The following is a 23,495-nucleotide window of genomic DNA, read 5'->3' as shown; positions in this document are numbered from 1 at the left end:
ACAAAGGATATTGCCCTGATGTGACAATTCGTTCTGATGTGTGAGTTAACGCACAGAGAACGGGGAGGGCGGAACCTTATAGTGGAACTGTCTCTTTCAGGACATCCCTAGTTTTGGACTTCACCCGCTCCCCTTCGGAGCGGGTTTTTTTTTGCTTGGATCAGTCGAAAACAAAGCGGCCCCATTAAATGTCACAAGTGTGAACTGGCGCACAGAGTGTGCGGGAACCGGGAACTAATATGGAGCTGTCTCTTTCAGGACATCCCTAGTTTTGGACTTTGCCCGCTCCCTGAGCGGGCATTTTTTTTGCCAGTTCAATAGTAGATGGCCGCAAATGCGCGCCGAAGGGACGTAGGGTGGGCGGGTCACCCGCCCACGCGTTCAACGCACGCAAGCGCTGCCGCACAAGCAAGATAATGAATAGGGTGTAACGGTCATCGTGCTCGAATGCGCACGGGTTGAACACGCTGTAGTTGAACGCGTGGGCGGCAGAGCCGCCCACTCTACGTCCTGCTGCAAACGCTAAGGGAAACCAGCTTATATCAGGGCCGTGGTCAAACTCTGCACCTCATGCGCCGACTCTTCCATGATGCGCGCCAGCGTGCCGTCGCCCACCGCGAAATCGATCGTCGCGGCCGCCGCTGCCGTCGTCGCGCCCGGGCGCTCCAGCAGGGGAGACGATACCGGCGACAAATCGTTCGCCAGCAATAAAGTGTCGCCCAGCGTCTCCGGCGGCAAGGCACGCATGCCATTCCACATCGCCTCGATTGCCCCCATCACCGGCGCCGGTACGCCCAGGCGCAGCAAGACGCCGCGTCCGACCGCCACTTCGCCATGTTCCAGCCACTCGTCGGCGTCGCCATCGAGCAGTCCCGGAAACTCATGCGCGCGCGACAGCATGTAAAAGCCGCCGACCTCATGCACGATGCCGGCGAACATCGCCGTTTCCGGATCGACAAACGACACCCGGCGCGCGATGACTTGCGCCAACGCGGCCACGTGGGCCGAGTGGCGCCACAGGGCGTCGGCGCGCTTGCGCAGGTCGGGATCGGTAATTTCGCTGCTCAGCTGGCGCACGATGACGGAAGCCGCCAGCGCGCCCAACGTGCGGAAACCCACGCGCTGGACCGCCGCACGCACGTTCGTGACGTCGTTGCCGGAGCGGTTATAGGTAACGGAATTGGCAATGGCAACGGTGCGCGCCGCCAGCAGCGGCTCGGCCTGGACCAGGCGGGCCGCCATGTCGGCGTGGCATTCGGGATCGCTCAGGGCCTGCTGCAGGCGGAGCGTGGCATCGACATTCGTCGGAAAGCTGAGTTCGCCGCGGATGGCCTGGGCCGCGATACTTTTAAGGGCGTCGAGTCTGTCCATCGAAAAATTATACTCTCATGTACAGACCTACCCCAGGCAAAGTTTGCTCTGGGGCACTTTTACAACGGCCGGGGAGAGACGATCAGGGCTCGCTGAAGATGGCGTCGCAGCCATCCTTCGGCTCTTCCGTGTCTTCCAGTTCGTCGACCAGGCCCAGGTCAGCCAGTTCCTCGACCGCGTTCATGAAACTGTTGATTTTGGCCGCGCCGATCAGGCGGTAGATGTCGCCAGCCTCGTTGCGCACGCCGATCAGCATCTTGTGCTGGCGTACTTCGTCGACCGGAGCGACTTCCAGCAAGATATTGCCGATGATGTGCTTGTCGAAATGGGCAGGCGTCATGCCTTCGAGCAGGGTGGTTTTCAAGATTCTTCCTTTTGTTGAGGTAATGACGGGGAAAGATGCGGGGAAGGGCGCCCGGCCTGGCTGATGCGCTCGCGCAATTTGCGCAGTGCGTCATCCATCTCGTCGAATTCGGCTTCACTATACCCCGCAAACAATTGCTTGCCGTGGGCGATCACCTTCGGGAACACCTCGCGGAACACGGCCTCCCCCTCGGCGCTCAAGCGGACGTGGAAGGAGCGTTTGTCGTCGCTGCTGCGCTCGCGCAGAACGATGCCCTTTTGCTCGAGGCGGTCGATGACGCCCGTCAGCGTGCCCTTGGTGATGAGGGTGCGCTCGCCGAGTTCCTTGTAGCTCATGCCGTCGGTGTTGCCGAGCGTGGCAATGATGTCGAATTGCGCGTGTGTCAAACCGTACTGCCGCACCGATTCGCCCGAATACCGCTCGAAGCCTTGCAGGCATTCGGCCAGCAAACGGACACTCTTTAAATATCGTTCCCCCATGGGGTGGAATTATAGCTGCCCGGGAGGGTGGTACGCCTGACAAACCCTCCCGACACGCGCGCGCGACGGGGCAGGCCGAGGAATGCCGGCCCCCGTCACGTCCGCCAGGTGGCTCTGCTATAGTTGCCGGTTCCACATAATTGATCGGTTTGCTCGACAATGAACCCATTCTGGAGCCGCCACGTCGGCAATCTGACGCCGTATGTCCCCGGCGAACAGCCGCGCATCGAGCAGCTGATCAAACTGAATACCAACGAAAATCCCTATCCGCCGTCGCCCAGGGTGATTGCCGCCATCACCGCGCAAGCCGGGGACGGGTTGCGCCTGTATCCCGATCCACAATCGACCGCGCTGAAACAGGCGCTCGCGTCGTATCACGGTGTCGCACCAGGCGAGGTTTTTGTGGGCAACGGCTCCGACGAAGTCCTGGCCCACGCCTTTCACGCATTCTTCGTGCAGGACGCGCCGATCCTGATGCCGACGGTGAGTTACAGCTTTTACCAGGTGTACTGCCGCTTGTATGGAATCGAGGCGCTGCTGGTCCCCCTCGATGAAAAAATGCGGATCGATCCGAACCAATACGGAACACCGTGCGGCGGCGTGGTCATCGCCAATCCGAACGCGCCGACCGGCATTGCACTGTCGCTCGAACAGGTCGAACGGATTTTGCGCGCGCAGCCAGACCGGGTCGTGCTGGTCGATGAGGCGTATGTCGACTTTGGTGCCGAATCGGCCATTTCGCTGGTCCGCACGTATCCAAATTTGCTGGTGGTGCAGACATTCTCCAAATCGCGCGCACTGGCGGGACTGCGCGTCGGTTTCGCCATCGGCCAGTCGCACCTGATCGAAGGCCTGGAGCGGGTCAAGGACAGCTTTAATTCCTATCCCCTGGGCCGGCTCGAGATCGCCGGCGCCGTGGCGGCAATCGAGGACGAGGACTATTTCCAGCAACGCCGGGCGCAGGTCATTGCCACGCGTGAGCAGCTGGCAGAGCAGCTGCGGCAACTGCGTTTCGAGGTGCTCCCGTCGGCCACGAATTTCCTGTTCGTGCGCCATCCGGCGCACCGCGCAGCCGATCTGGCGCAAGCCTTGCGCGAGCGCGCAATCCTGGTGCGCCATTTCAAGTCCCCGGACATCGAGGCCTATCTTCGCATCAGCATCGGCACCGACGACGAGTGCACGCAACTCGCGGCCGCGCTGGCCGCCATCGTCGAAGGGTGAGCTTGCAAGCTCACCTGGCCGGCCGCGGTTCGCCTCTTATGGTCGAGGCGCGTACCATAAACGCTTTTGCTCATCCGCTTTCATGAACCCTCACCTCCACGGCATCCTCGCCCTGCTGCTCGTCACCCTGGTCTGGGGCACGACCTTCCCGGCCATGAAAGACCTGACCGGGCATTTCTCGGCGGTGTGGATCGTGCTGGTGCGCTTCGCCCTGGCGGTCGTGATCCTGGCACCTTTCCTGTGGCGCGCAAAACTGGACGACCTGCGTTCGGGCGCCATCCTCGGCGGCTTGCTGTTCTTCTGCTTCGTGTGCCAGGTCGAGGGCCTTGCGCTGACCAGTTCCAACCGCAACGCCTTCATCTGCGGCCTGAACGTCCTGGTGGTGCCGCTGCTCGGCGTGCTGGCGGGGAAACTGCCCGAACGCCGCATCGTGCTGGCCTTGATCATGTCGATCGCCGGTCTTGCCTTCCTGTGCTGGGACGGCGGCGCCTGGGGCTTGGGCGACTCGCTCGCCCTGATGGCCGCGCTGTTCTTTGGCGTGTACGTCAAGGTGATGGAGGTGCGCACCCGGCGCGCGACGCGCTTGCTCACCGTCACCGCGGCCCAGATCTTCACGGTTGCCCTGTGCGCGCTGATCTGGCTGCTGGCGCGCGAGATGCCGGGCGAGGCCGCCGTGCGCGCCGCCTGGCTGGACGACGTTGTCAAAGGCATCGGCCAGCACGGCTGGAACTTCGCCTACCTCGGCGTGGTCGCCACCGCCGCCATCATCTCGCTGCAAACCTGGGGCCAGTCGCGCACCACGGCCAATGAGGCGGCCGTGGTCTACGCCTTTGAGCCGGCTGCGGCCGCCTTCTTCGCCTATTTCTGGCTGGGCGAAGCCATGACGGCACGTGGCTGGCTTGGAGGCTTGCTATTGATCTCCGGTATGATAGTCAGCCAATGGAATTCCGAACGGCGGCCCGCCGCCGCCCTTGCCCCCGAGTGATGAGCTTCCCAATCCGCTGCGATGCCGCAACCTGAACTGTCCGTCCTGGCGCAGGAACGGCCGCTGCGCATCCTGCTCGTGAATGCGGGCGAACCGGACACGCTTTCCTGGTCGGGCCTGGTGCAACCCTTGCGCCAGGCCGCCAAGATCCTCGGCCCCGAACGCCTGCACGTCGACGTGCGCAGCCCCGACAAATTCGCCAGCGACGCCCAGCGCCACTGGCACCTGGTACTGCTGGCCGCCGACGAAGCGCAGGCAGGATTAAAACCCGCCAACTTCCGCGCCCTGGTCGAACGCTGCCGCGCAGCGCCCTTCTGGGGCGGCGTCGGCGCCGGCGTGCTGTGGTTGGCCGAAGCGGGCGCATTAAATGGCGTGAAAACCGCGCTGCCCTGGTCCCTGTATGCCGACGCCGACAGCCGCGCCGACCAGGCCGTGTTCACGCCGCATTTATACGAAATCGACGGCAACCGGCTGACCTGCTGCGGCGGCGCCGCATCCGTCGATTTCGCGCTGACCATGATCGACATCATTTTCGGTTCCAACGTCCAGGCGCCGGTGAAGGAGCTGCTGTGCGTCGACCGCGTGCGGGGCAGGGAGGAGCGGCAACGCGTGGCCTTGCAGGCGCGCTTCGGGACGCTGCAGCCGAAGCTGACCGAGGCGGTGACGCTGATGGAGGCGAACATCGAAGAGCCGCTGTCGACGGATGAGATTGCCCAGCTGGCGGGGGTCTCGCGGCGTCAGCTGGAGCGCTTGTTCAAGCAATATCTCGGCAGCCTGCCGTCACGCTATTACCTGGAACTGCGCCTGCAACGGGCGCGGCAGTTGCTGATCGATACGAACAATTCGATCGTGCAGGTGGGGCTGATGTGCGGGTTTTCGTCGGGGTCGCATTTTTCGACGGCGTTTGGGGCTTTGTTTGGGAATACCCCACGCGAGGAGCGGCAGCGCCGGCTGGCCGAGTAATTTCTATCGTCAACGCTTTAGCCGCCAGCGCGCTTCGGATCATGGCCGTGCTTGCGCAGCGCCTCCATGACCAGGTCACAGTGGTCGCCCTGCACTTCAATCACGCCATCCTTCACGGTTCCACCTGAACCGCATGCCGTGCGCAACTGTTTTCCCAGCAGGGCCAGTGCGGTGGCATCGAGCGCGAGTCCTTTGACGAGCGTGACGCACTTGCCGCCCCGGCCCTTGGTTTGACGTGAGACCCGCACGACCCCGTCACCCGTGATCATGGCCTTGGCCTTGCAGGTGCATTGCGCCAGGGGACGGCGGCATTCGGGGCACATGCGGCCGCTGTCGGTGGAATAGACGAGGCTGCTGTTTGAGCTGCTTTTCATTTCTTGGTCACGGATTTTTCGGTGTGAAGCACGCGAGTTTACCAGCGCCGGCTAGCGACTGCAGCTGACGTCGAGCACGCCCTCGGACGCAAGCCGGGATACCTGTTCGATCACGGCGCGCATTTTCGGCTGGTTCTGGGTGCGCATGGGGAAATACAGGAAGAGGCCGGAGGTGTCCGGGACGAATTGCGTCAGCACCCGGACCAGGCGTCCGGACCGCACGTCTTCCTCGATTTCCAGATCCGGAAGGTAGGCGAGCCCCATGCCCTGCCGTGCCCACTCGGCGAGCATCTGGGTATCGTTGGCGGTGAGAAGGGCTTTGGTATCGAATAACAGCTCCCCTTCGGCGCCACGCAATTTCCACGGAGGCAGGCGGCCGGAGGTCGAGAACCGGTAACGCAGCGTTTGATGATGCAGCAAGTCCTGCGGCAGGGCGGGGATACCCGCTTCTTCGAAATAGCTGGGCGCGGACACGATCGACCAGGACAGGGGACGGCTGAGCCGGACTGCCACCATGTCCTGGGCAATCGCCTGTCCCAGCCGGATGCCGGCGTCAATGCCGGAGGCCACCAGGTCGACCAGGCCATCGTCGAGCGACAGTTCGAAGCTGATGTCGGGGTAGGCGGCGCGCATGCGCGGCACCAGGAATCGCGCCACGAGAAATCCAAAGCTGCGTGGCGCCGTGAGACGCACATGACCGGACGGGCGGCTCTGGTAGTGCGCCAGCTCCTTGAACGCGTCGTCGATCTGGCTCACTGCCGGCGCGAGGGCAGCCAGCAGGCTTGCCCCGGCCTCTGTCAGCGACACGCTGCGGGTCGTCCTGACAAACAATGACACACCATGCGTCTTCTCGAGCGCGCGCACGCCTTTGCTGACCGCTGTCGGCGTAATGTTCAGCCGCATGGCGGCGCGCGTGAAGCTGCGCTCATTCGCCACGGCCAGGAAAAGTCGGATCAGATCGTAGGAGCCCATGTCTCTTCATTATGAACCATTGGTTCATAACCCATGTCCATTAACCTGATTTTTCTCGATGATGCCTGAACCTACACTGGCCTCCTACCTCAAGGAGATTGGACATGAACAAATTACCGCAGCTTATTGCAGGCTATATCGATGCCGCGAATGCGCAGGCGCCGCAGCGCCTTGCCGCCTGCTTTACGCCCGATGCCACGGTCGCCGACGAACACGCCCTGCACCGCGGCCGTGACGAGATCGAAGCGTGGGCCCATGAAACCGGTGCGCGCTACCAAGCCGTCATCGAACCCATCGACCTGGAAGAAGCCGGCGGGCGGCACAGGCTGCGGGCGGCCGTGCGGGGCACCTTCCCGGGCAGCCCGGTTACCCTGCACTTCGACTTCCGGCTCGCGTCCACGGGTATCGAATCGCTGGAGATCGCGCCATGAGCGCCTATCCATTCGCAGGCAAGCATGCGCTCGTTACCGGCGGCACGAAGGGCATGGGCGAGGCCATCGTCCGCAGGCTGGCGCAGGACGGTGCCACGGTGATCGCGACAGCCCGCCATCTGCCGCAGGCGCCGCTGGCCGGGGTCCGTTATCTCGAGGCGGACGTGGGAAGCGCCGACGGGGTGGACTATGTGGCCGATGTGGTGAAGCGCGAATTCGGCCACCTGGATTTCCTGGTCAACAATGTAGGCGGCTCTTCCGCCCCCAGCGGCGGCGCGCTCGCACTGACCGATGCGATGTGGGATGCGGCGATCCAGGTCAACCTGATGTCGGCCGTGCGGATCGACCGCGCCTTCCTGCCGGCGATGCTGGAACGGCGTACCGGCGCGATCATCCATATCACCTCGATCCAGCGGCGCCTGCCGCTGTTCGACGCGACGGTGGCCTATGCCGCAGCCAAGGCTGCGCTGGCGAATTACAGCAAATCGCTGGCCAACGAATTCGGCCCGCACGGGATCCGGGTCAACAGCGTCGCGCCCGGGTTTATTGAAACGACTGCCGCACAGGCCCTGATCGAACGAATGGCGGCGCACCGCGAAAGCAGCGAAGAAGAGGCGCGAGGGCTGCTGATGGCATCCCTGGGCGGCATTCCGCTTGGCCGCCCGGGAAAGCCGGAAGAGGTCGCCGAGCTGGTGGCATTTCTCTTGTCGCCGCTGGCCGCCTCGGTCCATGGCGCCGAGTTCGTGATCGATGGCGGCACCATGCCCACGGTCTAGAATAAGACGGGACCCTGTCTAGACGCCGTTCAGGTTCAGCACATTCCCGTCCGGATCCTTCAGCCAGGCCACCTTCATGCCGTCGGCAATGTGGATATCGCCTTCCAGCCGCATGCCCGGCATATCGTAATGTTCGAAGCGCACGCCCCCGGCGGCGAGCGCGGCGACGATGGACTCTAACCGGTTGCCGACATCCCAGGTAATTGCGGTTGCCTGGTTGGTTCCGGCAAACGTCGATTGATAGACCAGCACCGCCGTGGCGCCGCTGGGGTAGGTGACAACATCCGGGTACAGGCTCCGGGCGCTGTCTTCCTCCAGTCCCAGCACCTCGCCGTAGAATCTGCGTGCGGCATCGATATCGCGTACGCCGACCGTCGCGATCGCATCCGTGTTTGCGAGCATGTCCGCCTCCCTGGGTTAGGTAGGTACCTTACTCCCAACGTGCTGCGGATAGCGCCAGCTTGCACGCAAACATCAGGCCGAAGGCACCCAGTCGTATTCCATCTGACGCGCGGTAGCAGCGGCTATCCCGGCGCCCAGTACGCGCTGTACCAAGTGCAAGCTCATACCGATGCCCGTCGAAATGCCTGCCGACGTGACCACGCGCCCGGTATCGACGAAGGGCATGTTTTCTTTGACCTCGAGCTGGGGAAATTGCGCGCGCAGGTCGTCGATGTCTTCCCAATGGGTAGTGACAGGACGGCCCTCGAGCATGCCCAGGCTGGCGAGCAGGAAAGCGCCGGTGCAGACCGAGGCGATCAGCGCCGCCTCGTAGCTCATTCGCGTCACCCAGGTGCGCGTTTTTTGACAGGCCAGTGGCTGGGCCATCAGGCCGCCCGGCACAATCAACAGGTCCGCCTCTGGCGCATCGTCAAAACCGAAGTGCGGCAGGATTCGCATGCCGTGACGTGCTTCGATGGGTTCGCGGTCAGCGCCAATCAGCGAGACCCTGAATGCCTGCTCGATGCCGAGGTCGCGTTTGCAGACACGGGCGGCGACCGAGAACACTTCGAAGGGGCCGGCGAAGTCGAGGACCTCGACGTCAGGGAATACAAGGATGCCGACATGCAGGCTCTTCAAGCGGGCGTAACGGGTCACAACATCTTCACGCGGGTTGTTCATCTTTTTGATTGCTGCTCAGAAGTTGTTAGTCAACAATTAGCATCGTTCGGTCATGTCGAGTGACCTGATCAATATACTGTGTTCGAATGCGGGAACCTGCCGATTCCCATGCAGACGCTACAGATAACGGACAAGGGGTTCGGCTTCGGAAATCACGTTGAGACATGCGTTCGAGCTGACGATGAACCACTCTCGATAGGTGCCGACCGCACTAGTGACATTCAACATGCCACTCTGTTCTTCTTGCGCAAACCAGCCGCCAGCCTTGATTTCAAACACCAGATAGTTGGTGGTATCGAAGGCTTTGCTCCTCCAATATGGCAGCAAATCCCCTTCGTCAAGGTATCTGAACCCTCTCGGGGCTGTGAAAACAATCTCGACGAATCGATCATTTCCCTGTTCGTTCTCTTCCAAGTGAACCGCGGCACGCAGGCCAGAGAATCCAACTGACAGGTCGCACAGATCTGAATTTCCTAGCCGAGGGATCGGCGGACCGAAGGCCTCAACAATGTATTTCGGCGTCATTCATTTCCTCCAATGCGCTATCGGGTGTGCTCATCCCGGTACAGAACGCCGATTCTGGCGAATCGAAAACGTCTGCAGGCTTAGTGTACGAAATCTGTTGCTCAGATGGCAAGCTCGGTTTTTTGGGCGTTCTGGTGAGGACATTGTCAATCAATCCAGTCCCGGCCAAAAATGAAAATCCCCGTCGCACTTCCGCAAGAACTTGCCTGCCCCCCTCCCTATAATGTCCAGGTTCGGCGCCCGTGTCCCGGCGCGCCAGTCACTAACATTGGATGAGGAAAAGTCATGAACGCAAAGCTTGATTCGGGTGTCACAACGCGGCCTGTCACTCGGCAGACCTTCGACGAAGTCCTCGTCCCGACCTATGCCCCGGCTGCGATGGTGCCGGTGCGCGCGTCGGGCCTGGACGTGTGGGACCAGGAAGACAAGCATTACCTCGACTTCACCTCCGGCATCGCCGTCTCGAGCCTGGGCCACGCCAATCCGGTGCTGGTCGACGCGCTGACCAAGCAGATCAACACCCTCTGGCACCTCGGTAACGGCTACACCAACGAGCCGGTGCTGCGCCTGGCCACGGCGCTGGTCGAATCTACTTTTGCGGACCGCGCCTTCTTCTGCAACTCGGGCGCGGAAGCGAACGAAGCGGCCCTGAAGCTGGCCCGCAAGTACGCGCACACCAAGTTCGGCCCGCACAAGTCGCGCATCATTTCCTGCCTGTCGTCCTTCCACGGCCGTACCCTGTTCACCGTCTCGGTCGGCGGCCAGCCGAAGTACACCGAAGGCTTCGAGCCGCTGCCGCAGGAAATCAACCACGTGCCGTACAACGACATCGAAGCGGCGCGCGCTGCGATCCTCGATGACGTCGCGGCCGTGATCGTCGAGCCGATCCAGGGCGAGGGCGGTGTCATTCCGGGCAATGCCGACTACCTGGCGGCGCTGCGCGAGCTGTGCGACAAGACCGGCGCGCTGCTGATTTTCGACGAAGTGCAGTCGGGCGTGGGCCGTACCGGTTCCTTCTACGCCTACATGGATACCCCGGTCGTTCCGGACATCCTCACCAGCGCCAAGGCGCTCGGTAACGGCTACCCGATCGGCGCCATGCTGACGACCGAAGAAATCGCCCAGCACTTCAACGTCGGCTCGCACGGCACCACCTACGGCGGCAATCCGCTGGCGGCGACCGTGGCGCTGAACGTGGTCGGCATGATCAACCAGCCTGCCTTCCTCGCGCGTGTAAAAGAAGCGAGCAGCAAGATCTTCGCGAACCTGGAAAAGCTGACCGGCGACTACCCGCAGCTGTTCGGCAAGGCGCGCGGCCTGGGCCTGCTGATCGGCCTCCCGCTGGCCGACGCTTTCAAGGGCAAGGCCAAGGACATCACCAAGATCGCCGAGAAGATGGGCCTGATGCTGCTGATCGCCGGCCCGGACGTCATCCGCATGGCGCCGGCGCTGATCGTGTCGGACGCGCAGATCGCGGAAGCGGACCGCATCCTGCGCGCCGCAGTCGACGAGTTCCTCGCCGCCGCTTAAGAAGCTTGCAGCATCCCGGCCTGTCGCCTCGTGCGCGGCCGGGATTCGTTCGCACTGACCCTTCAAGGGAGTACACATGTTTGTTGTCCGTCCGGTTGAACTTGCGGATATCGGCGCGCTGGAGAACCTGGCCGCCGTGATGACGCCCGGCGTGCACACGCTGCCGCGCACGCGCGACACGATCGCCGCGTTCGTCGAGCGTTCGATCGCCTCGTTCGCCGCGCAAGTCGATATCCCAAGCGAAGAGTCCTACCTGTTCGTGCTCGAAGATGCAACTAGCGGCGACGTCGTCGGCACGGCCGCCGTCCACGCCTCGGCCGGCTCGAACGGGACGTATTTTGCGTTCCGCAACGACGTCATCGCCCAGGTCTCGCGCGACCTGAACATCTCGCACAGCGTGCATGCGCTCACGCTCTGCTCGGAATTGACGGCCTGCTCGCAGCTGGCCGGTTTTCACCTGCGCGACCGCGCCGCCGCCGGCATCGAAGCGGCCCTGCTGTCCCGTGCGCGCCTGCTGTTCGCGGTGCTGGCGCCGCACCGCTTCGGCGACCGGTTCTTCGTGCCGCTGGCCGGCGTGACGGACTCCAACGGCGAGTCGCCGTTCTGGAATGCGCTGGGCCGCAAATTCTTCAAGATGGATTTTCTGGATGCCGAACGCGTGATTGGCGGTTCGCGCAACCGCACCATGATCGTCGAGCTGATGCCGCACTACCCGGTCTACGTGCCGCTGCTGCCGGGCGACGCCCAGGCGGCGATGGGACAAATTCACCCGAGCGGCCAGCTGGCGTTCGACCTGCTGACGGCCGAAGGCTTCGAAGCGGACGAATATGTCGACATCTTCGACGGCGGCCCGATCCTGGCGGCGCATAAAATGTCGCTGCGCTCGTTCTGCGGCTCGCAGCAGCGCCGCGTCGAGAACGCGCCGCAAGTCATGCCTGAGAATCTCGTTACCTATGCGGTGGCGACGAATGCCGAGCGCTTCCGCGCCATTACCGTGGCCTGTCCACCTTGCGACACCTCCGACGCCCTGTGCCTGCCTCTGGCCGCACAAGAGGCGCTCGGTGTCGCGCCGGGCGACAGCGTCGTCTGCGTCAGAATCTGAGAGAGGCACCATGCTCGTCATTCGCTCCATAGCTGCATCGGACCTCGACCCGCTCATCGACATGGCGCGCGAAGTCGGCGGCGGCATGACCACCCTGAAACCGGACCGCAAGATGCTGGGCGACCGCGTCGCCTGCGCCGTGGCCTCGTTCCAGGGCACCATCCCGCCCGAAGAACGCGACTACATGTTCGTGATGGAAGACACCGACACCGGCAAACTGGCCGGGGTGTGCGCCATCAAGGCCGCGGTCGGCCTGAACGAACCGTTCTATAACTACCGCATCGGCACCCTGGTGCACTCCAGCCGCGAACTGAATGTGTTCTCTCGCATGGAGACGCTCTACCTGTCGAACGACCTGACCGGCGCCAGCGAACTGTGCTCGCTGTTCCTGCAGCCGGACTACCGCAAGGGCTACAACGGCAAGTGGCTGTCCAAAAGCCGGTTCATGTTCATCGCCCAGTTCCAGCAGCTGTTCACCGAAAAAATCATCGCCGAGATGCGCGGCTACCTGCTGGAAGACGGCACCAGCCCCTTCTACGAAGGCCTGGGCCGCCACTTCTTCAAGATGGATTTCGACCACGTCGACGGCCTGACCGCGTTGGGCAAGAAGTCCTTCATCGCCGAACTGATGCCGCGCCAGCCCCTGTACGTGGACTACCTGCCCGAGTCGGCGCGCGAAGTCATCGGCCAGGTGCACCGTTCGACCCTGCCGGCGCGCAAACTGCTCGAGCAGGAAGGCATGCATTACGAGGGGTATGTCGACATTTTTGACGCCGGCCCCGTGCTGCAAGGCCGCGTCAAAGAGCTGCGTTCGGTGCGCGACAGCGTGCTGCGCGTGGCGGTCGAGGGCAGGGCAGTCGGCGAGACCGAATGCCTGCTGGTGTCGAACACGAAGCTGGACGATTTCAGGATGGTGCTGGCCCAGGCCCCGCTCGATGGCGCCGAGATTGCGCTGTCGGCGCAGGAACTGGCGCTGCTGCGCATCCAGGCGGGCGAGCCGGTGCGCACGCTGTCACTCAACGTAAGGAAGAATAATGGCTAACCTGTCGAATTTTATTAACGGCGAGTGGATTGCCGGCAGCGGCGCGGAACTGGTCACGATCGACCCGTCCAGCGGCCGCCAGACCTGGAGCAGCAAGGAGTCCACCGCGGACGACGTCGCCCGCGCCGCGCAAGCCGCCCATGAGGCCTTCGAAGCCTGGGCCCTGGCGCCGCTGGAAGAGCGCATCGGCGTGGCGACGCGTTTTCGCGACCTGCTGAAGGAAAACGCGGAAGAACTGGCAAGCATCATCGCCGAAGAAGTCGGCAAGCCGCTGTGGGAAGCACGCACGGAAGCGGCGACGATGGCGAATAAAGTGGACATCTCTGTCCAGTCCTACGGCGCCCGCACGGGCGAATCCGCAGCCAAGGTCGCCGACGGCAACGCCGTGCTGCGTCACCGCCCGCATGGCGTGTTCGGCGTCTTTGGTCCCTATAACTTCCCGGGCCACCTGCCGAACGGCCACATCGTGCCGGCCCTGATCGCAGGGAACACCGTGGTCTTCAAGCCAAGCGAGTACGCGCCGCGTACTGCCGTCAAAACGGTGCAGCTGTGGGAGCAGGCCGGCTTGCCGAAGGGCGTGCTGAACCTGGTTAACGGCGGCCGCGAGACCGGCATTGCGCTCGGCCAGAATGCCTTGATCGACGGCGTGCTGTTCACCGGCAGCAGCCAGACCGGCGCCGCGCTGCATAAACAGTTCGGCGGCCAGCCGGGCAAGATGCTGGCGCTGGAAATGGGCGGGAACAATCCACTGGTGGTCTGGGACGTCCAGGACATCGACGCCGCCGTGCATCACACGGTGATGTCGGCCTTCATCTCGGCCGGCCAGCGCTGCACCTGTGCGCGCCGCCTGGTGGTGCAGGACAACGAACAGGGCCAGGCTTTTATCGATCGCCTGGTGGAAGTCGCCTCCAGACTGCAGGTCGGCGCCTCGAAGGCCGAGCCGCAGCCCTTCATGGGACCGGTCGTCTCCGCAGCCGTGGCAGCGCGCCTGGTGCAGGCGCAGGCCGAAATGGCCGCCAAGGGCGGCAAGGTGCTGCTGCAGATGCGCCAGCTCGACCCGAACGCAGGTTTTGTTACGGCCGGCATCGTCGACGTGACTGACGCACAAGGCATTCCGGACGAAGAGTGGTTCGGCCCCTTGCTGCAGGTGATCCGCGTGAAGAGTTTCGACGAAGCCCTGCGCGCGGCGAACGCCACCGAATTCGGCCTGGCTGCGGCGCTCCTGTCGCCGTCGGAAGAACTGTGGAAGCGCTTTGCGGTGCGCGCGCGTGCCGGCATCGTCAACTGGAACCGTCCGACCACGGGCGCGGCCAGTTCGGCGCCGTTCGGCGGCGTCGGCAAGTCGGGCAACCATCGCCCAAGCGCGTATTATGCTGCCGATTACTGCGCCTACCCGGTCGCCTCGATCGAGACGGCCGAACTCGAAATGCCGGCAAAGCTGTCGCCGGGACTGCGCTTCTAAAGCTGAATATTTAACTTATGCGTAACGCTCGCGAATACAATTTCGACGGCCTGGTTGGCCCGTCCCATAACTACGCCGGCCTCTCGTTCGGCAACGTCGCTTCGTTCAGCAATGTGCGCAGCGCCTCCAATCCGCGCCTGGCCGCGCTGCAGGGCCTGGCCAAGATGCGCGACCTGGCCGCACGCGGTTTTGCGCAAGCGGTGATGCCGCCGCAGGCGCGTCCGAATTTCCGGTTGCTGCGCAGCCTGGGCTTCTCGGGGACCGACGCCGACGTGCTGGCGCAAGCCTGGCGCGATGCGCCCGTGATCCTGTCCTGCGCCTGGTCGGCCGCGCCCATGTGGACCGCGAACGCCGCCACCGTCAGCCCATCGGCCGACACGCGCGACGGCCGCGTGCACTTCACCGCGGCGAACCTGAACAACAAGCTGCACCGCTCGGAAGAGCACGTGCAGGCCACGCGCACGCTGCGCGCGATTTTTGCGAACCACGATCATTTTGTCGTGCACGACCCGCTGCCGCCGACGCCGGCTTTTGGCGACGAAGGCGCGGCAAACCACACCCGTTTCGCCGCGGACCATGGCGCGTCCGGTGTCGAGTTCTTCGTGTACGGCCGCGTCGAGTTCGACCCGTCGGCGCCGTTCCCGAAAAAATACCCGGCACGCCAGACCCTGGAAGCCTCGCAGGCGGTGGCGCGCCTGCATGGCCTCGATCCGGCGCGCACCGTCTTCGCGGCGCAGAACCCGGACGTGATCGACCAGGGCGTGTTCCATAACGACGTCATCGCAGTCGGCAACGGCAACGTCTTGTTCTATCATGAGGAAGCGTTTGCCGACGAGTCGTCGACGATCGACGCGCTGCGGCGCTCGGTGGCCGGCGTCGGCGCCGAGTTCCTGCCGGTGCGCGTTGCCGGCGGCATGGTGCCGGTGGCCGATGCGGTGGCCAGCTACCTGTTCAACAGCCAGCTGCTGACTAAGCCGGACGGCAAGATGGCGCTGCTGGTGCCGCACGAATGCCGCGAGAATGCTGCGGTGGCGGCTTACCTGGCCGGCCTGGTCGCCAGCGGCGGCCCGATCGACGAACTGCTCGAATTCGACCTGCGCCAGAGCATGCGCAACGGCGGCGGTCCTGCATGCCTGCGTTTGCGCGTGGCGCTGACCGACGAGCAGGCGGGGGCGATGCACCAGGGCGTGATCATGACCGAGGCGCTGTATGCCCAGCTGGTTCAGTGGGTCGGAAAACACTACCGCGATCATGTGGAGCCGAAGGATTTGGCGGATCCGCAGCTGGCGATCGAATGCACGGCGGCGCTGGAAGCGTTGGAGCGCATTCTGGGCTTGCCAGGGTTATACGATTTTGGATGATCAAACGGTGTACCGCGTGGGCACAAGTGCCCACCCTACGGTGCACCGCCTTTGTAGGGTGGGCTCTTGAGCCCACGCGGTACGGCAGTAGAAACAAGTTATCGCGGCACGCGAAAGCGCCGCAACCAAGAGGGCAGCGCACAACGCGCTACCTGTTGAACACAACGAGTTACACGCTTCCGGGACAAGGAAGCCAAGGACCTTGGACGGGACAACCCTGCCCAATAAAACCGCTGTACGCGCAAAGCCACAAGCCGCAGCGCGCACGGGCGACAAACATTCGCTTTGGAGAAGCAACAATGAAAGACATGCCGCAAGATTTGCGTACCCAGACCCTGAACCTGGTGACCAGCCAACCAGCCGTTGGCGCGACCGAACAGGTGCGCGCCCTGATCAGCGCCTGGCTCGGATCGCTCGACGAAGAAGATCTGGCCGGTACCGCGCCGACCGCCCTGGCCCCTGTGCTGTGGGACGGCTTCATGCAGACCGCCAAGCGCACCAGCGCCGGTTGCCAGATCGCGCAACTGCGCTATACCGACACCAAGGGCGGCATGGCCACTGCGTTGTTGATTCTCAATGAAGACATGCCTTACCTGGTCGACTCCTTCGTCATGGCCCTGCGCAAGGAGCGCGTCCTGGCCGCCGGCGTGATGAACGCCGTGCTGCCGGTTCAGCGCGATGCGAACGGCGTCGTCACCAGTGTCGGCACCGCCGGTGCTCCGCTCGAGTCCTATGTGCTGGTGCTGCTGAACGACGAACTGGCCTTCGACGAACTCGATAAACTCACCGCGCGCATCCGCATGGTCGCCAGCGACGCCGCCACCGTGCACCGCGATGCCGTGGCCATGGGCGACCGCATGACCGCAGTGGCTGCCGCAGCAGCTGCCTCCGGCACCCCGGCCGGCCAGGAAGTGGCCGCCTTCCTCGAGTGGGCCAAGAACGAAGGTTTCGAACCCTTCGGCTACGCCTATTATGTCGTCCAGCCCGGCCAGACCGAACTGGCACGCGACATCCCGAGCCGCATCGGCGTGCTGAAGGACACTTCGCACCCTGTGTATGGCACCTGCCTGGCCAACATCCCGGGCGAACTCAATACCCTGGCCGGCCGCGCCGAAGACCTGTCGATCGTCAAGGCCGACGTCGAAGGCACCTTGCACCGCGACCAGCCGCTCGACTTCATCGGCGTGCGCCACACTGACGCACAAGGCAACATCCTGGGCGAGCACTGCTTCGTCGGCCTGTTCACCCGCGCCGCCACCTCGACCCCGCTGGCTCGCCTGCCGTTCGCGCGCGGCCGTGTCGCCAAAGTGCTGGGCTTGGCCGGTGTGCGCCAGGAAGGCTTCCGCGCCGAGAAATTCCTCGAGATCCTCGAGTCGCTCCCGCGTACCGAAGCGGTCGAAGCCGATCCGGAATGGCTGGCGCAGGTGTGCAGCTCGGTCGTGTCGCTGTACAAGCAGCCGCGTCCAAAAGTCTTTGCGCGCCGCGACGTGTACGGCCGTCACCTGAACGCGCTGGTCTACCTGCCGCGCGAGCGCTACAGCGCCGCCGTCGCCGCAAGCCTGGCCCAGGCCCTGAAAGACAGCTCGGGCGCACGTGACGTGCGTTACTTCACCCTGGTGGCCGACGGTCCGCTGGCCCGCGTCTACCTGATCGCCCACGGCGCGCGCAACCCGCTCGACCTGGAAACCGACATCCAGCAGCCGCTGCTGGCAGTGCTGGACGGCTGGCATGACCGCTTCGCCACCATGACCAATGGCGTCGAAGACCACACGCAGCGCAGCAACCTGCGTAAACTCGGCGCCAACCTGCCGGTGTCGTTTGTCACCGCGACCGCGCCGGACGTCGCCTTCCGCGACCTGCAGGCCATGCTCAACATCGGCCAGACCGACCGCGTCGCCGTACGCGTCGAACCTGGCACCGGCGTTGGCAACGCCGCCCGTGACGCTTCGATCCGCCTGTATTCGGGCGAGAACGTGCTGTCGCTGTCGCGCATTCTGCCGGCGCTGGCGAATGCCGGTATCGCGGTCGACCGCGAGCAGACCTGGTCGATCACGACCGCCGACGGCGTGCGCCACCACGTCACCGCCTTGGCGGTGGACGACGAAAGCGGCGACAAGCTGGTCAAGGCCGGCATCGCCCCGGTGGCCGAAGAGCTGTTCACGGCCCTGTTCAACAACGAAGCCGAAGACGGCCGCATGAACGGCCTGACGGTCGAAGGCGGCCTGTCGATGCGCGAAGTGCAGCTGGTGCGCGGTTACATCAGCTACTGGCGCCAGCTCGGCTCGAAGTTCTCGGTGCGCTACATGGCCGAAACCCTGCGCGCGCAGCCGGCCCTGGTAAAAGAATTTGTCACCGGCTTCGCCCAGCGTTTTGATCCTGCCCTGAGCGAATCCGAGCGTGACGCCGGCAGCGCGAAGCTGGCCTCGCTCAAGGCCGGCCTGTCGAGCGTGAACCACGCCGACACCGAAGAAATCATGGCCGCCCTGGTCGAGCTGGCGCTGGCGACCGTGCGCACCAACTACTTCCAGAACGCGGGTGAAAAAATCATCTTCAAGTTCGACACCAGCAACCTGTCGCTGGCGCCGGAACCGCGTCCTTACCGCGAGATCTACGTGTTCTCGCGCCGCTTCGAAGGCGTGCACCTGCGCGGCGGCCCGGTCGCTCGCGGCGGCCTGCGCTGGTCGGACCGCATGGAAGACTACCGCACCGAAGTGCTGGGCCTGGTGAAGGCGCAGATGGTCAAGAACGCGGTCATCGTGCCGGCCGGCTCGAAGGGCGGTTTCGTCTGCAAGCAGATGCCGAAGGACGCCGTGCGCGAGACCATCGCCCATGAAGGCGAATCGGTCTACCGCCTGTTCATCGCCAGCCTGCTGGAAGTGACCGACAACCGCGTGCGCGGCGCCATCGTCGCGCCAAGCAATACCGTGCGCTACGACCAGGACGATCCTTACCTGGTGGTTGCCGCCGACAAGGGCACCGCTACCTTCTCCGACATCGCCAACAGCATCGCAGTGCAGCGCGGCTTCTGGCTGGGCGACGCGTTTGCGTCGGGCGGCTCGAACGGCTACGACCACAAGAAGATGGGCATCACCGCCAAGGGCGCCTTCGAAGCCGTGAAGCGTCACTTCTACGAAATCGGCCACGACATGAGCACCACCCCGATCACCATGGTCGGCGTGGGCGACATGTCGGGCGACGTGTTCGGCAACGGCGTGCTGCTGTCGCGTCAACTGAAGGTGCTGGCCGCGTTCGATCACCGCCACATCTTCCTGGATCCGGCACCGGACGTCGCCGTCTCCTTCGCCGAGCGCCAGCGCATGTTCGCGCTGCCACGCTCGTCGTGGGAAGACTACGACAAGAGCCTGATCTCGGCGGGCGGCGGCGTCTTCCCCCGTTCGGCTCGTTCGATCGATCTCTCGCCTCAAGTTCGTTCTGCGCTGGACATCGAAGAGACTTCGCTGGCGCCGGAAGAGCTGATGCACCGCATCCTGCTCGCGCCGGTCGACCTGTTCTACAACGGCGGCATCGGCACCTATATCAAGGCCTCGACCGAGACCCACGCGCAAGTGAAGGACCGCGCCAACGACAACATCCGCGTCAGCGGCAATGAACTGCGCTGCAAGGTGGTGGCCGAAGGCGGCAACCTGGGTGCGACCCAGGCCGGCCGTATCGAGTTCGCGCTCGCCGGTGGCCGCATCTTCACCGATGCGATCGACAACTCGGCCGGCGTGGATTGCTCGGACCACGAAGTGAACATCAAGATCTGGCTCGACACCGAAGTCAACGCCGGGAAGCTGCCTGAAGCCGACCGTAACCGCGTGCTCAACGAGATGACCGGCGACGTCGAGGAGCTGGTCCTGCGCGACAACACGCAGCAGACCCATTTGCTGACGCGCGAAGTGCAGGCGCAAACGAACGGCGGCATCGTCGACAGCTATGCGGCCCTGATCACGAGCCTCGAAGCTGAGGGCGCCGTGTCGCGCGAACTGGAACAGCTGCCGACGGACACCGAACTGCAGCGCCGCAAGGCAATGGGCGCCGGTCTCACCGCACCGGAACTGGCGGTGGTGGTTGCCAACGTCAAGAACCGCTTCAAGCGCGTGCTGGCTGCGCTGCCGCTGACCGAGGAGCCATGGGCAGAGACCGTGCTGCGTCCTTACTTCCCGGCGCAGCTGGTCGCCACCCGCGATCCGCTGGATCATCCGCTGGCCAACGCCATCCTGGCCACCGTGCTGGCCAACGAAGCGGTCAACCGCTGCGGCCCGCTGATGATCCGCGACCTGGCTGCCGAACACCGCGTCGACGAAGCGGAAGTGGTCAAAGCCTGGGGCCGCGCCTGGTCGGCGCTGAACCTGGCGCCGGTGTTCGACGCGCTCGACGCCGATGCCCTGAACGTGCCGCGTGAAGTCTCGATCGCGGTCGATGCCCGCACCCGTGCACTGCTGCGTGCCGTGATCGAAGGCGTGCTGTCGCTGCCGCAAGGGACCGATGGCATGGCCGAACTGTCGCAACTGTTTGCCAACAGCGAGCAAGTACGCCAGCTGATGCCGGCCAAGTCGGAAGCCGACGGTCACGCCGGCCTGAACGCAGCCTTCGTGCAGGCCTGGAAGTCGGTCGAAACCATCGAGTCGCTGGCCACCTTCCTGTTCGCAGCCGTCTCGGTGCAGCGTCCCGCGGGCATGTCGCTGGCCCAGTTCCTGCAGGTCGGCATGGCGCTGCGCGAGCGCGCCGGCATCGACACGCTCGAGCGCGGCCTGAAGCTGCCGCCGCAGACCAAGTCGCAGGAACAGCTGCGCAACTACGCGATGCAGGCACTGCGCCGAACCCAGCAGCGCCTGCTGCTGCAGGTGATCGAGCGTGCCGGCAGCGGCGACGCGCTGGCGGCGGTCGATGCCGTCACCCGCGACATGGGCCTCACGGGCTACGCACCGGCGACCGACCTCGAACAGGCAATGCTGAACGTCTGGTCGCTGTCGGAAGGTTCGAACCCGGAACGCCTGGCGGCTTGAGGCAATGAGCGCACCCCTGACCCCCGTGGTGCCTGACGCGGTGCGCGCGCTGGCCGAGGCCGATTTCGGCACGGTCGCGCAGCGCTTCCGCGAGGCCGGCTTCGTCGTCGGGATGCCTGCCAGGGGCATCCTGACGGTGAAGGGTGTGCAGAGCGTGACCCGGCCGGCGGTGCTGCTGTCGGTGGGCGTGCATGGCGACGAGACCGGGCCGATCGAAATGGTCGCGCACGTGATCGAAGCCTTGTCGCGCGCACCGCAGGCATTGCAGGTGGACTTGATGCTCTGCGTCGGCAACATCGAAGCGATTGCCGCCGGCAAGCGCTTTATTGACGCCGACCTGAACCGCATGTTCAAGCCGGACCGCGGCGCGCTGGCCGGCACCGCGGAAGCGGCACGGGCCGACGAGATGGTCGCCGCCACCGATGCCTTCTTTGCCGGCACCGGGCCGGTGCGCTGGCACCTCGACCTGCACACGGCGATCCGCGCCTCGCACTACCCGATGTTCGCGATCGTGCCGGACCTGATCGCCGACCACGGCAAGGAAGCGCTGATCGACTGGCTGGGGCAGGCGGCCATTGGCGCCATCGTCATGAACCCGAAGTCGGCCGGCACCTACAGTTATTACTCGGCCGAGCACCACGCCGCTGCCGGCAGCACGGTGGAACTGGGCAGGGTGGGCACGCTGGGCCGCAACAACATGGCCCAGTTTGTCGACGCATCGCGCGCACTCGACGCGCTGCTGCGCGGCGAACAGGCCGAGGCGATGACCGAACCCCACGTGTTCAAGGTGGCGCAGGAGATCATCAAGCTGTCCGATGATTTCAAGATGGGCTTCAGCCGCGAGACGCCGAATTTTGCTTCGCTCAAGCGGGGGGATGTGATTGCCACCGATGGTGAGACCGTGTACTCGGTCTTCCATGAAGAGGAGATGGTGGTGTTTCCGAATCCCGACGTGAGGATAGGGCTGCGCGCCGGCTTGATGGTGGTGCGTGTGAATTAAAACGAAGCCGCGGACTCCGCGGCTTTTTTTAGGTTCATCACGGATTTCCGGGAAACGCGGCTTTGATCTTGATGAAGAAGAAGTCGCTATCCCGGTAGCCGTAGGCCATCCGTTTCATTACTTTGATACGGTTGTTGATGCCTTCGAGCTGGCCGGTATGCATCGGCCAGCGCAGCCTTGCTGCGATGCCTCGCCAGTAAGGCTTGAGCTTTGCTGCAAACTTTCTGAGCGGTTCGATTCCGCTGTCGCGCGCCATCTTGAGCCAGTTGCGCCAGGCGAGAAGCCACCGCCAGCCGCCCGATGTCTGCCAGAGTTCCTTGAGTGCTGTCTTCATCACGTACACCGTCATTAAGGCCTGGTTGGCGGCAAGCAGCTCGTCCAGATTAGCCTGCTGGGCTGGCGGGACGTTTTCCCGGTTGCGCAGCAAAAGCCAACGAGAGCGCTTGACGACTTTGCGCTGAGGGCGGTCGTCGCGCAGGCGGTTTGCCTCGTCGACCCGTACCCGGTCGATCACCTCACGGCCGTACTTGGCAATGACGTGAAACAGATCGTAGACCACGCGCGCCTTCGGGCATTGCTGCTGTACTTCCAGGTCAAAAGCGGTATTCATGTCCATTGCGACGGCTTCGATGTTGGCGCAGCGGTCGGGGCCGAGCCATTCGAAGAACGGACGGATGGCCTCGCGGCTGCGGCCCTCGCCGACCCACAGTACCCGCCGGCTGTCCGCATCGAGCACGACAGTGGCGTAACGATGCCCCTTGAACAGCGCGAATTCATCCATGACAAGCCGCGTTGGCTGCGCTGCGGGCAAAGCAGCCAGTTCACGTTCGAGCTTGGCACGCTCGATAGTGCGCACCGTCTCCCAGTGCAGCTGCGCCAGTTTGCACACGTGGGCAACTGGAAGCTTCTCGCACCACAAGCCGACAAACTCGGCCAGAGAGCGGGTCACCCGGGCATGGCGATCGAGCCACGCCACGCGCTCGACCCTGGTGCCGCATGTGCTGCATTTCAGACGACGCAGTGGCACCCGCAGCCGTACCGGCTTACCCTGCATCGGCAGCTCTCGGATGATGCGCGTCGCGCCATCGTGCACCTGGTAGCAATGCACGCCGCACCCGCCACAGACCATCGCTGCGCTCGCATCCCGCCGCAGCGTAATCCACACGACATCGTCCTTCACATCCAATTTGGTAGCGGTAAAGCCTTCCCAGAACGGGAGGCTGAGACTATGATCTGGCATGAGAGCGGTAGGTTGAGTTGGTTGGGTTTGGTCGCACAAACACAATAACTCTTCCTTACCGCTCTCTTGCGTTTACAACACGGTCATCCCGGAAATCCGTGATGAACCTTTTTTTATGGCGACGTAGGGTGGGCACTTGTGCCCACGCGGTACCACCGTGGCATGT

At 64.0% G+C, this 23,495-nt stretch carries 21 protein-coding genes; 12 read left to right on the top strand and 9 right to left on the bottom strand.

Annotated features, from left to right (window positions below):
• Positions 1–537: 537 nt before the first annotated feature.
• The 3 genes from NMB41_RS23275 to NMB41_RS23265 all read right to left on the bottom strand — a co-directional run bounded on the left by NMB41_RS23275 (position 538) and on the right by NMB41_RS23265 (position 2,214).
• Entirely contained in the window at positions 538–1,371 is an 834-nt protein-coding gene (locus tag NMB41_RS23275) for an HDOD domain-containing protein (RefSeq protein ID WP_494380119.1), read from the bottom strand.
• Positions 1,372–1,453: 82 nt separating this feature from the next.
• Complete coding sequence (locus NMB41_RS23270; RefSeq protein ID WP_494380118.1) at positions 1,454–1,735, bottom strand: hypothetical protein; 282 nt, start codon at positions 1,733–1,735, stop codon at positions 1,454–1,456.
• A complete protein-coding gene (locus NMB41_RS23265) occupies positions 1,732–2,214 on the bottom strand; it encodes a MarR family winged helix-turn-helix transcriptional regulator (protein ID WP_494380117.1) in 483 nt (160 codons plus the stop codon). Before NMB41_RS23265 ends, NMB41_RS23270 begins: the two co-directional genes overlap by 4 nt.
• Positions 2,215–2,373: 159 nt before the next feature.
• Between NMB41_RS23265 and hisC the strand changes: the two genes are divergently transcribed.
• The 3 genes from hisC (at position 2,374) to NMB41_RS23250 (ending at position 5,383) form a co-directional block, all read left to right on the top strand.
• Positions 2,374–3,435, top strand: a complete 1,062-nt coding sequence (gene hisC, locus NMB41_RS23260; RefSeq protein WP_494380116.1) for a histidinol-phosphate transaminase — start codon at positions 2,374–2,376, stop codon at positions 3,433–3,435.
• An 82-nt stretch (positions 3,436–3,517) separates the two neighbouring features.
• Positions 3,518–4,420 (top strand): DMT family transporter, encoded by a 903-nt coding sequence (locus tag NMB41_RS23255; protein ID WP_494380115.1) that lies wholly within the window; start codon positions 3,518–3,520, stop codon positions 4,418–4,420.
• Between the two features lie 21 nt (positions 4,421–4,441).
• Positions 4,442–5,383: a GlxA family transcriptional regulator gene (locus NMB41_RS23250; RefSeq protein WP_494380114.1), complete on the top strand. Its 942-nt coding sequence runs from the start codon at positions 4,442–4,444 to the stop codon at positions 5,381–5,383.
• A gap of 17 nt (positions 5,384–5,400) precedes the next feature.
• Here NMB41_RS23250 and NMB41_RS23245 read toward each other — a convergent pair whose 3' ends face one another.
• Together NMB41_RS23245 and NMB41_RS23240 are read right to left on the bottom strand one after the other, a co-directional pair.
• Positions 5,401–5,757: a translation initiation factor Sui1 gene (locus NMB41_RS23245; protein ID WP_494380113.1), complete on the bottom strand. Its 357-nt coding sequence runs from the start codon at positions 5,755–5,757 to the stop codon at positions 5,401–5,403.
• Positions 5,758–5,808: 51 nt separating this feature from the next.
• On the bottom strand, positions 5,809–6,729 hold the full coding sequence (locus tag NMB41_RS23240) for a LysR family transcriptional regulator (RefSeq protein ID WP_494380112.1): 921 nt from the start codon (positions 6,727–6,729) through the stop codon (positions 5,809–5,811).
• A 104-nt stretch (positions 6,730–6,833) separates the two neighbouring features.
• Between NMB41_RS23240 and NMB41_RS23235 the strand changes: the two genes are divergently transcribed.
• Positions 6,834–7,160, top strand: coding sequence for a nuclear transport factor 2 family protein (locus NMB41_RS23235; protein WP_494380111.1), 327 nt, complete (start codon positions 6,834–6,836; stop codon positions 7,158–7,160).
• Positions 7,157–7,936, top strand: a complete 780-nt coding sequence (locus NMB41_RS23230) for an SDR family oxidoreductase (protein WP_494380110.1) — start codon at positions 7,157–7,159, stop codon at positions 7,934–7,936. Before NMB41_RS23235 ends, NMB41_RS23230 begins: the two co-directional genes overlap by 4 nt.
• An 18-nt stretch (positions 7,937–7,954) precedes the next feature.
• On the opposite strand, the gene NMB41_RS23225 is transcribed toward NMB41_RS23230, so the two are convergent.
• The 3 genes from NMB41_RS23225 to NMB41_RS23215 form a co-directional block, all read right to left on the bottom strand.
• Complete coding sequence (locus NMB41_RS23225) at positions 7,955–8,338, bottom strand: VOC family protein (protein WP_494380109.1); 384 nt, start codon at positions 8,336–8,338, stop codon at positions 7,955–7,957.
• Positions 8,339–8,410: 72 nt separating this feature from the next.
• On the bottom strand, positions 8,411–9,034 hold the full coding sequence (locus NMB41_RS23220) for a DJ-1/PfpI family protein (protein WP_494380108.1): 624 nt from the start codon (positions 9,032–9,034) through the stop codon (positions 8,411–8,413).
• 141 nt (positions 9,035–9,175) lie between these two features.
• Positions 9,176–9,583, bottom strand: a complete 408-nt coding sequence (locus tag NMB41_RS23215; RefSeq protein ID WP_494380107.1) for a hypothetical protein — start codon at positions 9,581–9,583, stop codon at positions 9,176–9,178.
• 285 nt (positions 9,584–9,868) lie between these two features.
• On the opposite strand from NMB41_RS23215, the gene astC reads away from it, so the two are divergent.
• The 7 genes from astC to NMB41_RS23180 all read left to right on the top strand — a co-directional run bounded on the left by astC (position 9,869) and on the right by NMB41_RS23180 (position 22,089).
• The gene (gene astC / locus NMB41_RS23210) at positions 9,869–11,113 is read left to right on the top strand and encodes an acetylornithine/succinylornithine family transaminase (RefSeq protein WP_494380106.1); all 1,245 of its coding nucleotides are present in this window, start codon (positions 9,869–9,871) and stop codon (positions 11,111–11,113) included.
• Between the two features lie 76 nt (positions 11,114–11,189).
• A complete protein-coding gene (locus NMB41_RS23205; protein WP_494380105.1) occupies positions 11,190–12,215 on the top strand; it encodes an arginine N-succinyltransferase in 1,026 nt (341 codons plus the stop codon).
• A gap of 10 nt (positions 12,216–12,225) precedes the next feature.
• Entirely contained in the window at positions 12,226–13,257 is a 1,032-nt protein-coding gene (gene astA / locus NMB41_RS23200) for an arginine N-succinyltransferase (RefSeq protein ID WP_494380104.1), read from the top strand.
• Positions 13,250–14,719: a succinylglutamate-semialdehyde dehydrogenase gene (gene astD / locus NMB41_RS23195; protein WP_494380103.1), complete on the top strand. Its 1,470-nt coding sequence runs from the start codon at positions 13,250–13,252 to the stop codon at positions 14,717–14,719. The genes astA and astD overlap by 8 nt, the downstream gene beginning before the upstream one ends.
• 17 nt (positions 14,720–14,736) lie before the next feature.
• Positions 14,737–16,080, top strand: coding sequence for an N-succinylarginine dihydrolase (astB, locus tag NMB41_RS23190; RefSeq protein WP_494380102.1), 1,344 nt, complete (start codon positions 14,737–14,739; stop codon positions 16,078–16,080).
• Between the two features lie 299 nt (positions 16,081–16,379).
• Positions 16,380–21,089 (top strand): NAD-glutamate dehydrogenase domain-containing protein, encoded by a 4,710-nt coding sequence (locus NMB41_RS23185; protein ID WP_494380101.1) that lies wholly within the window; start codon positions 16,380–16,382, stop codon positions 21,087–21,089.
• A 4-nt stretch (positions 21,090–21,093) separates the two neighbouring features.
• Positions 21,094–22,089: a succinylglutamate desuccinylase gene (locus NMB41_RS23180; RefSeq protein WP_494380100.1), complete on the top strand. Its 996-nt coding sequence runs from the start codon at positions 21,094–21,096 to the stop codon at positions 22,087–22,089.
• A gap of 37 nt (positions 22,090–22,126) precedes the next feature.
• Here NMB41_RS23180 and NMB41_RS23175 read toward each other — a convergent pair whose 3' ends face one another.
• Positions 22,127–23,329, bottom strand: a complete 1,203-nt coding sequence (locus NMB41_RS23175; protein ID WP_494382895.1) for an ISL3 family transposase — start codon at positions 23,327–23,329, stop codon at positions 22,127–22,129.
• Positions 23,330–23,495 lie beyond the last annotated feature (166 nt).

The organism is Massilia sp. FBCC-B171 (assembly GCF_059134155.1).
The sequence above is the reverse complement of the archived record's forward strand: the minus strand, read 5'-3'. Positions and strand labels throughout refer to the sequence as shown.

What these genes read in the sequence shown, in the direction of transcription:
- NMB41_RS23250 (WP_494380114.1), top strand. Translation starts at nt 4,442, where the DNA reads ATGCCGCAACCTGAACTGTCCGTCCTGGCGCAGGAACGGCCGCTGCGC.
- NMB41_RS23175 (WP_494382895.1), bottom strand. Translation starts at nt 23,329, where the DNA reads ATGCCAGATCATAGTCTCAGCCTCCCGTTCTGGGAAGGCTTTACCGCT.
- NMB41_RS23180 (WP_494380100.1), top strand. Translation starts at nt 21,094, where the DNA reads ATGAGCGCACCCCTGACCCCCGTGGTGCCTGACGCGGTGCGCGCGCTG.
- astD (WP_494380103.1), top strand. Translation starts at nt 13,250, where the DNA reads ATGGCTAACCTGTCGAATTTTATTAACGGCGAGTGGATTGCCGGCAGC.
- NMB41_RS23215 (WP_494380107.1), bottom strand. Translation starts at nt 9,583, where the DNA reads ATGACGCCGAAATACATTGTTGAGGCCTTCGGTCCGCCGATCCCTCGG.
- NMB41_RS23265 (WP_494380117.1), bottom strand. Translation starts at nt 2,214, where the DNA reads ATGGGGGAACGATATTTAAAGAGTGTCCGTTTGCTGGCCGAATGCCTG.
- astB (WP_494380102.1), top strand. Translation starts at nt 14,737, where the DNA reads ATGCGTAACGCTCGCGAATACAATTTCGACGGCCTGGTTGGCCCGTCC.
- NMB41_RS23225 (WP_494380109.1), bottom strand. Translation starts at nt 8,338, where the DNA reads ATGCTCGCAAACACGGATGCGATCGCGACGGTCGGCGTACGCGATATC.
- NMB41_RS23255 (WP_494380115.1), top strand. Translation starts at nt 3,518, where the DNA reads ATGAACCCTCACCTCCACGGCATCCTCGCCCTGCTGCTCGTCACCCTG.
- NMB41_RS23245 (WP_494380113.1), bottom strand. Translation starts at nt 5,757, where the DNA reads ATGAAAAGCAGCTCAAACAGCAGCCTCGTCTATTCCACCGACAGCGGC.
- NMB41_RS23230 (WP_494380110.1), top strand. Translation starts at nt 7,157, where the DNA reads ATGAGCGCCTATCCATTCGCAGGCAAGCATGCGCTCGTTACCGGCGGC.
- NMB41_RS23240 (WP_494380112.1), bottom strand. Translation starts at nt 6,729, where the DNA reads ATGGGCTCCTACGATCTGATCCGACTTTTCCTGGCCGTGGCGAATGAG.
- astC (WP_494380106.1), top strand. Translation starts at nt 9,869, where the DNA reads ATGAACGCAAAGCTTGATTCGGGTGTCACAACGCGGCCTGTCACTCGG.
- NMB41_RS23235 (WP_494380111.1), top strand. Translation starts at nt 6,834, where the DNA reads ATGAACAAATTACCGCAGCTTATTGCAGGCTATATCGATGCCGCGAAT.
- NMB41_RS23275 (WP_494380119.1), bottom strand. Translation starts at nt 1,371, where the DNA reads ATGGACAGACTCGACGCCCTTAAAAGTATCGCGGCCCAGGCCATCCGC.
- NMB41_RS23205 (WP_494380105.1), top strand. Translation starts at nt 11,190, where the DNA reads ATGTTTGTTGTCCGTCCGGTTGAACTTGCGGATATCGGCGCGCTGGAG.
- NMB41_RS23185 (WP_494380101.1), top strand. Translation starts at nt 16,380, where the DNA reads ATGAAAGACATGCCGCAAGATTTGCGTACCCAGACCCTGAACCTGGTG.
- astA (WP_494380104.1), top strand. Translation starts at nt 12,226, where the DNA reads ATGCTCGTCATTCGCTCCATAGCTGCATCGGACCTCGACCCGCTCATC.
- hisC (WP_494380116.1), top strand. Translation starts at nt 2,374, where the DNA reads ATGAACCCATTCTGGAGCCGCCACGTCGGCAATCTGACGCCGTATGTC.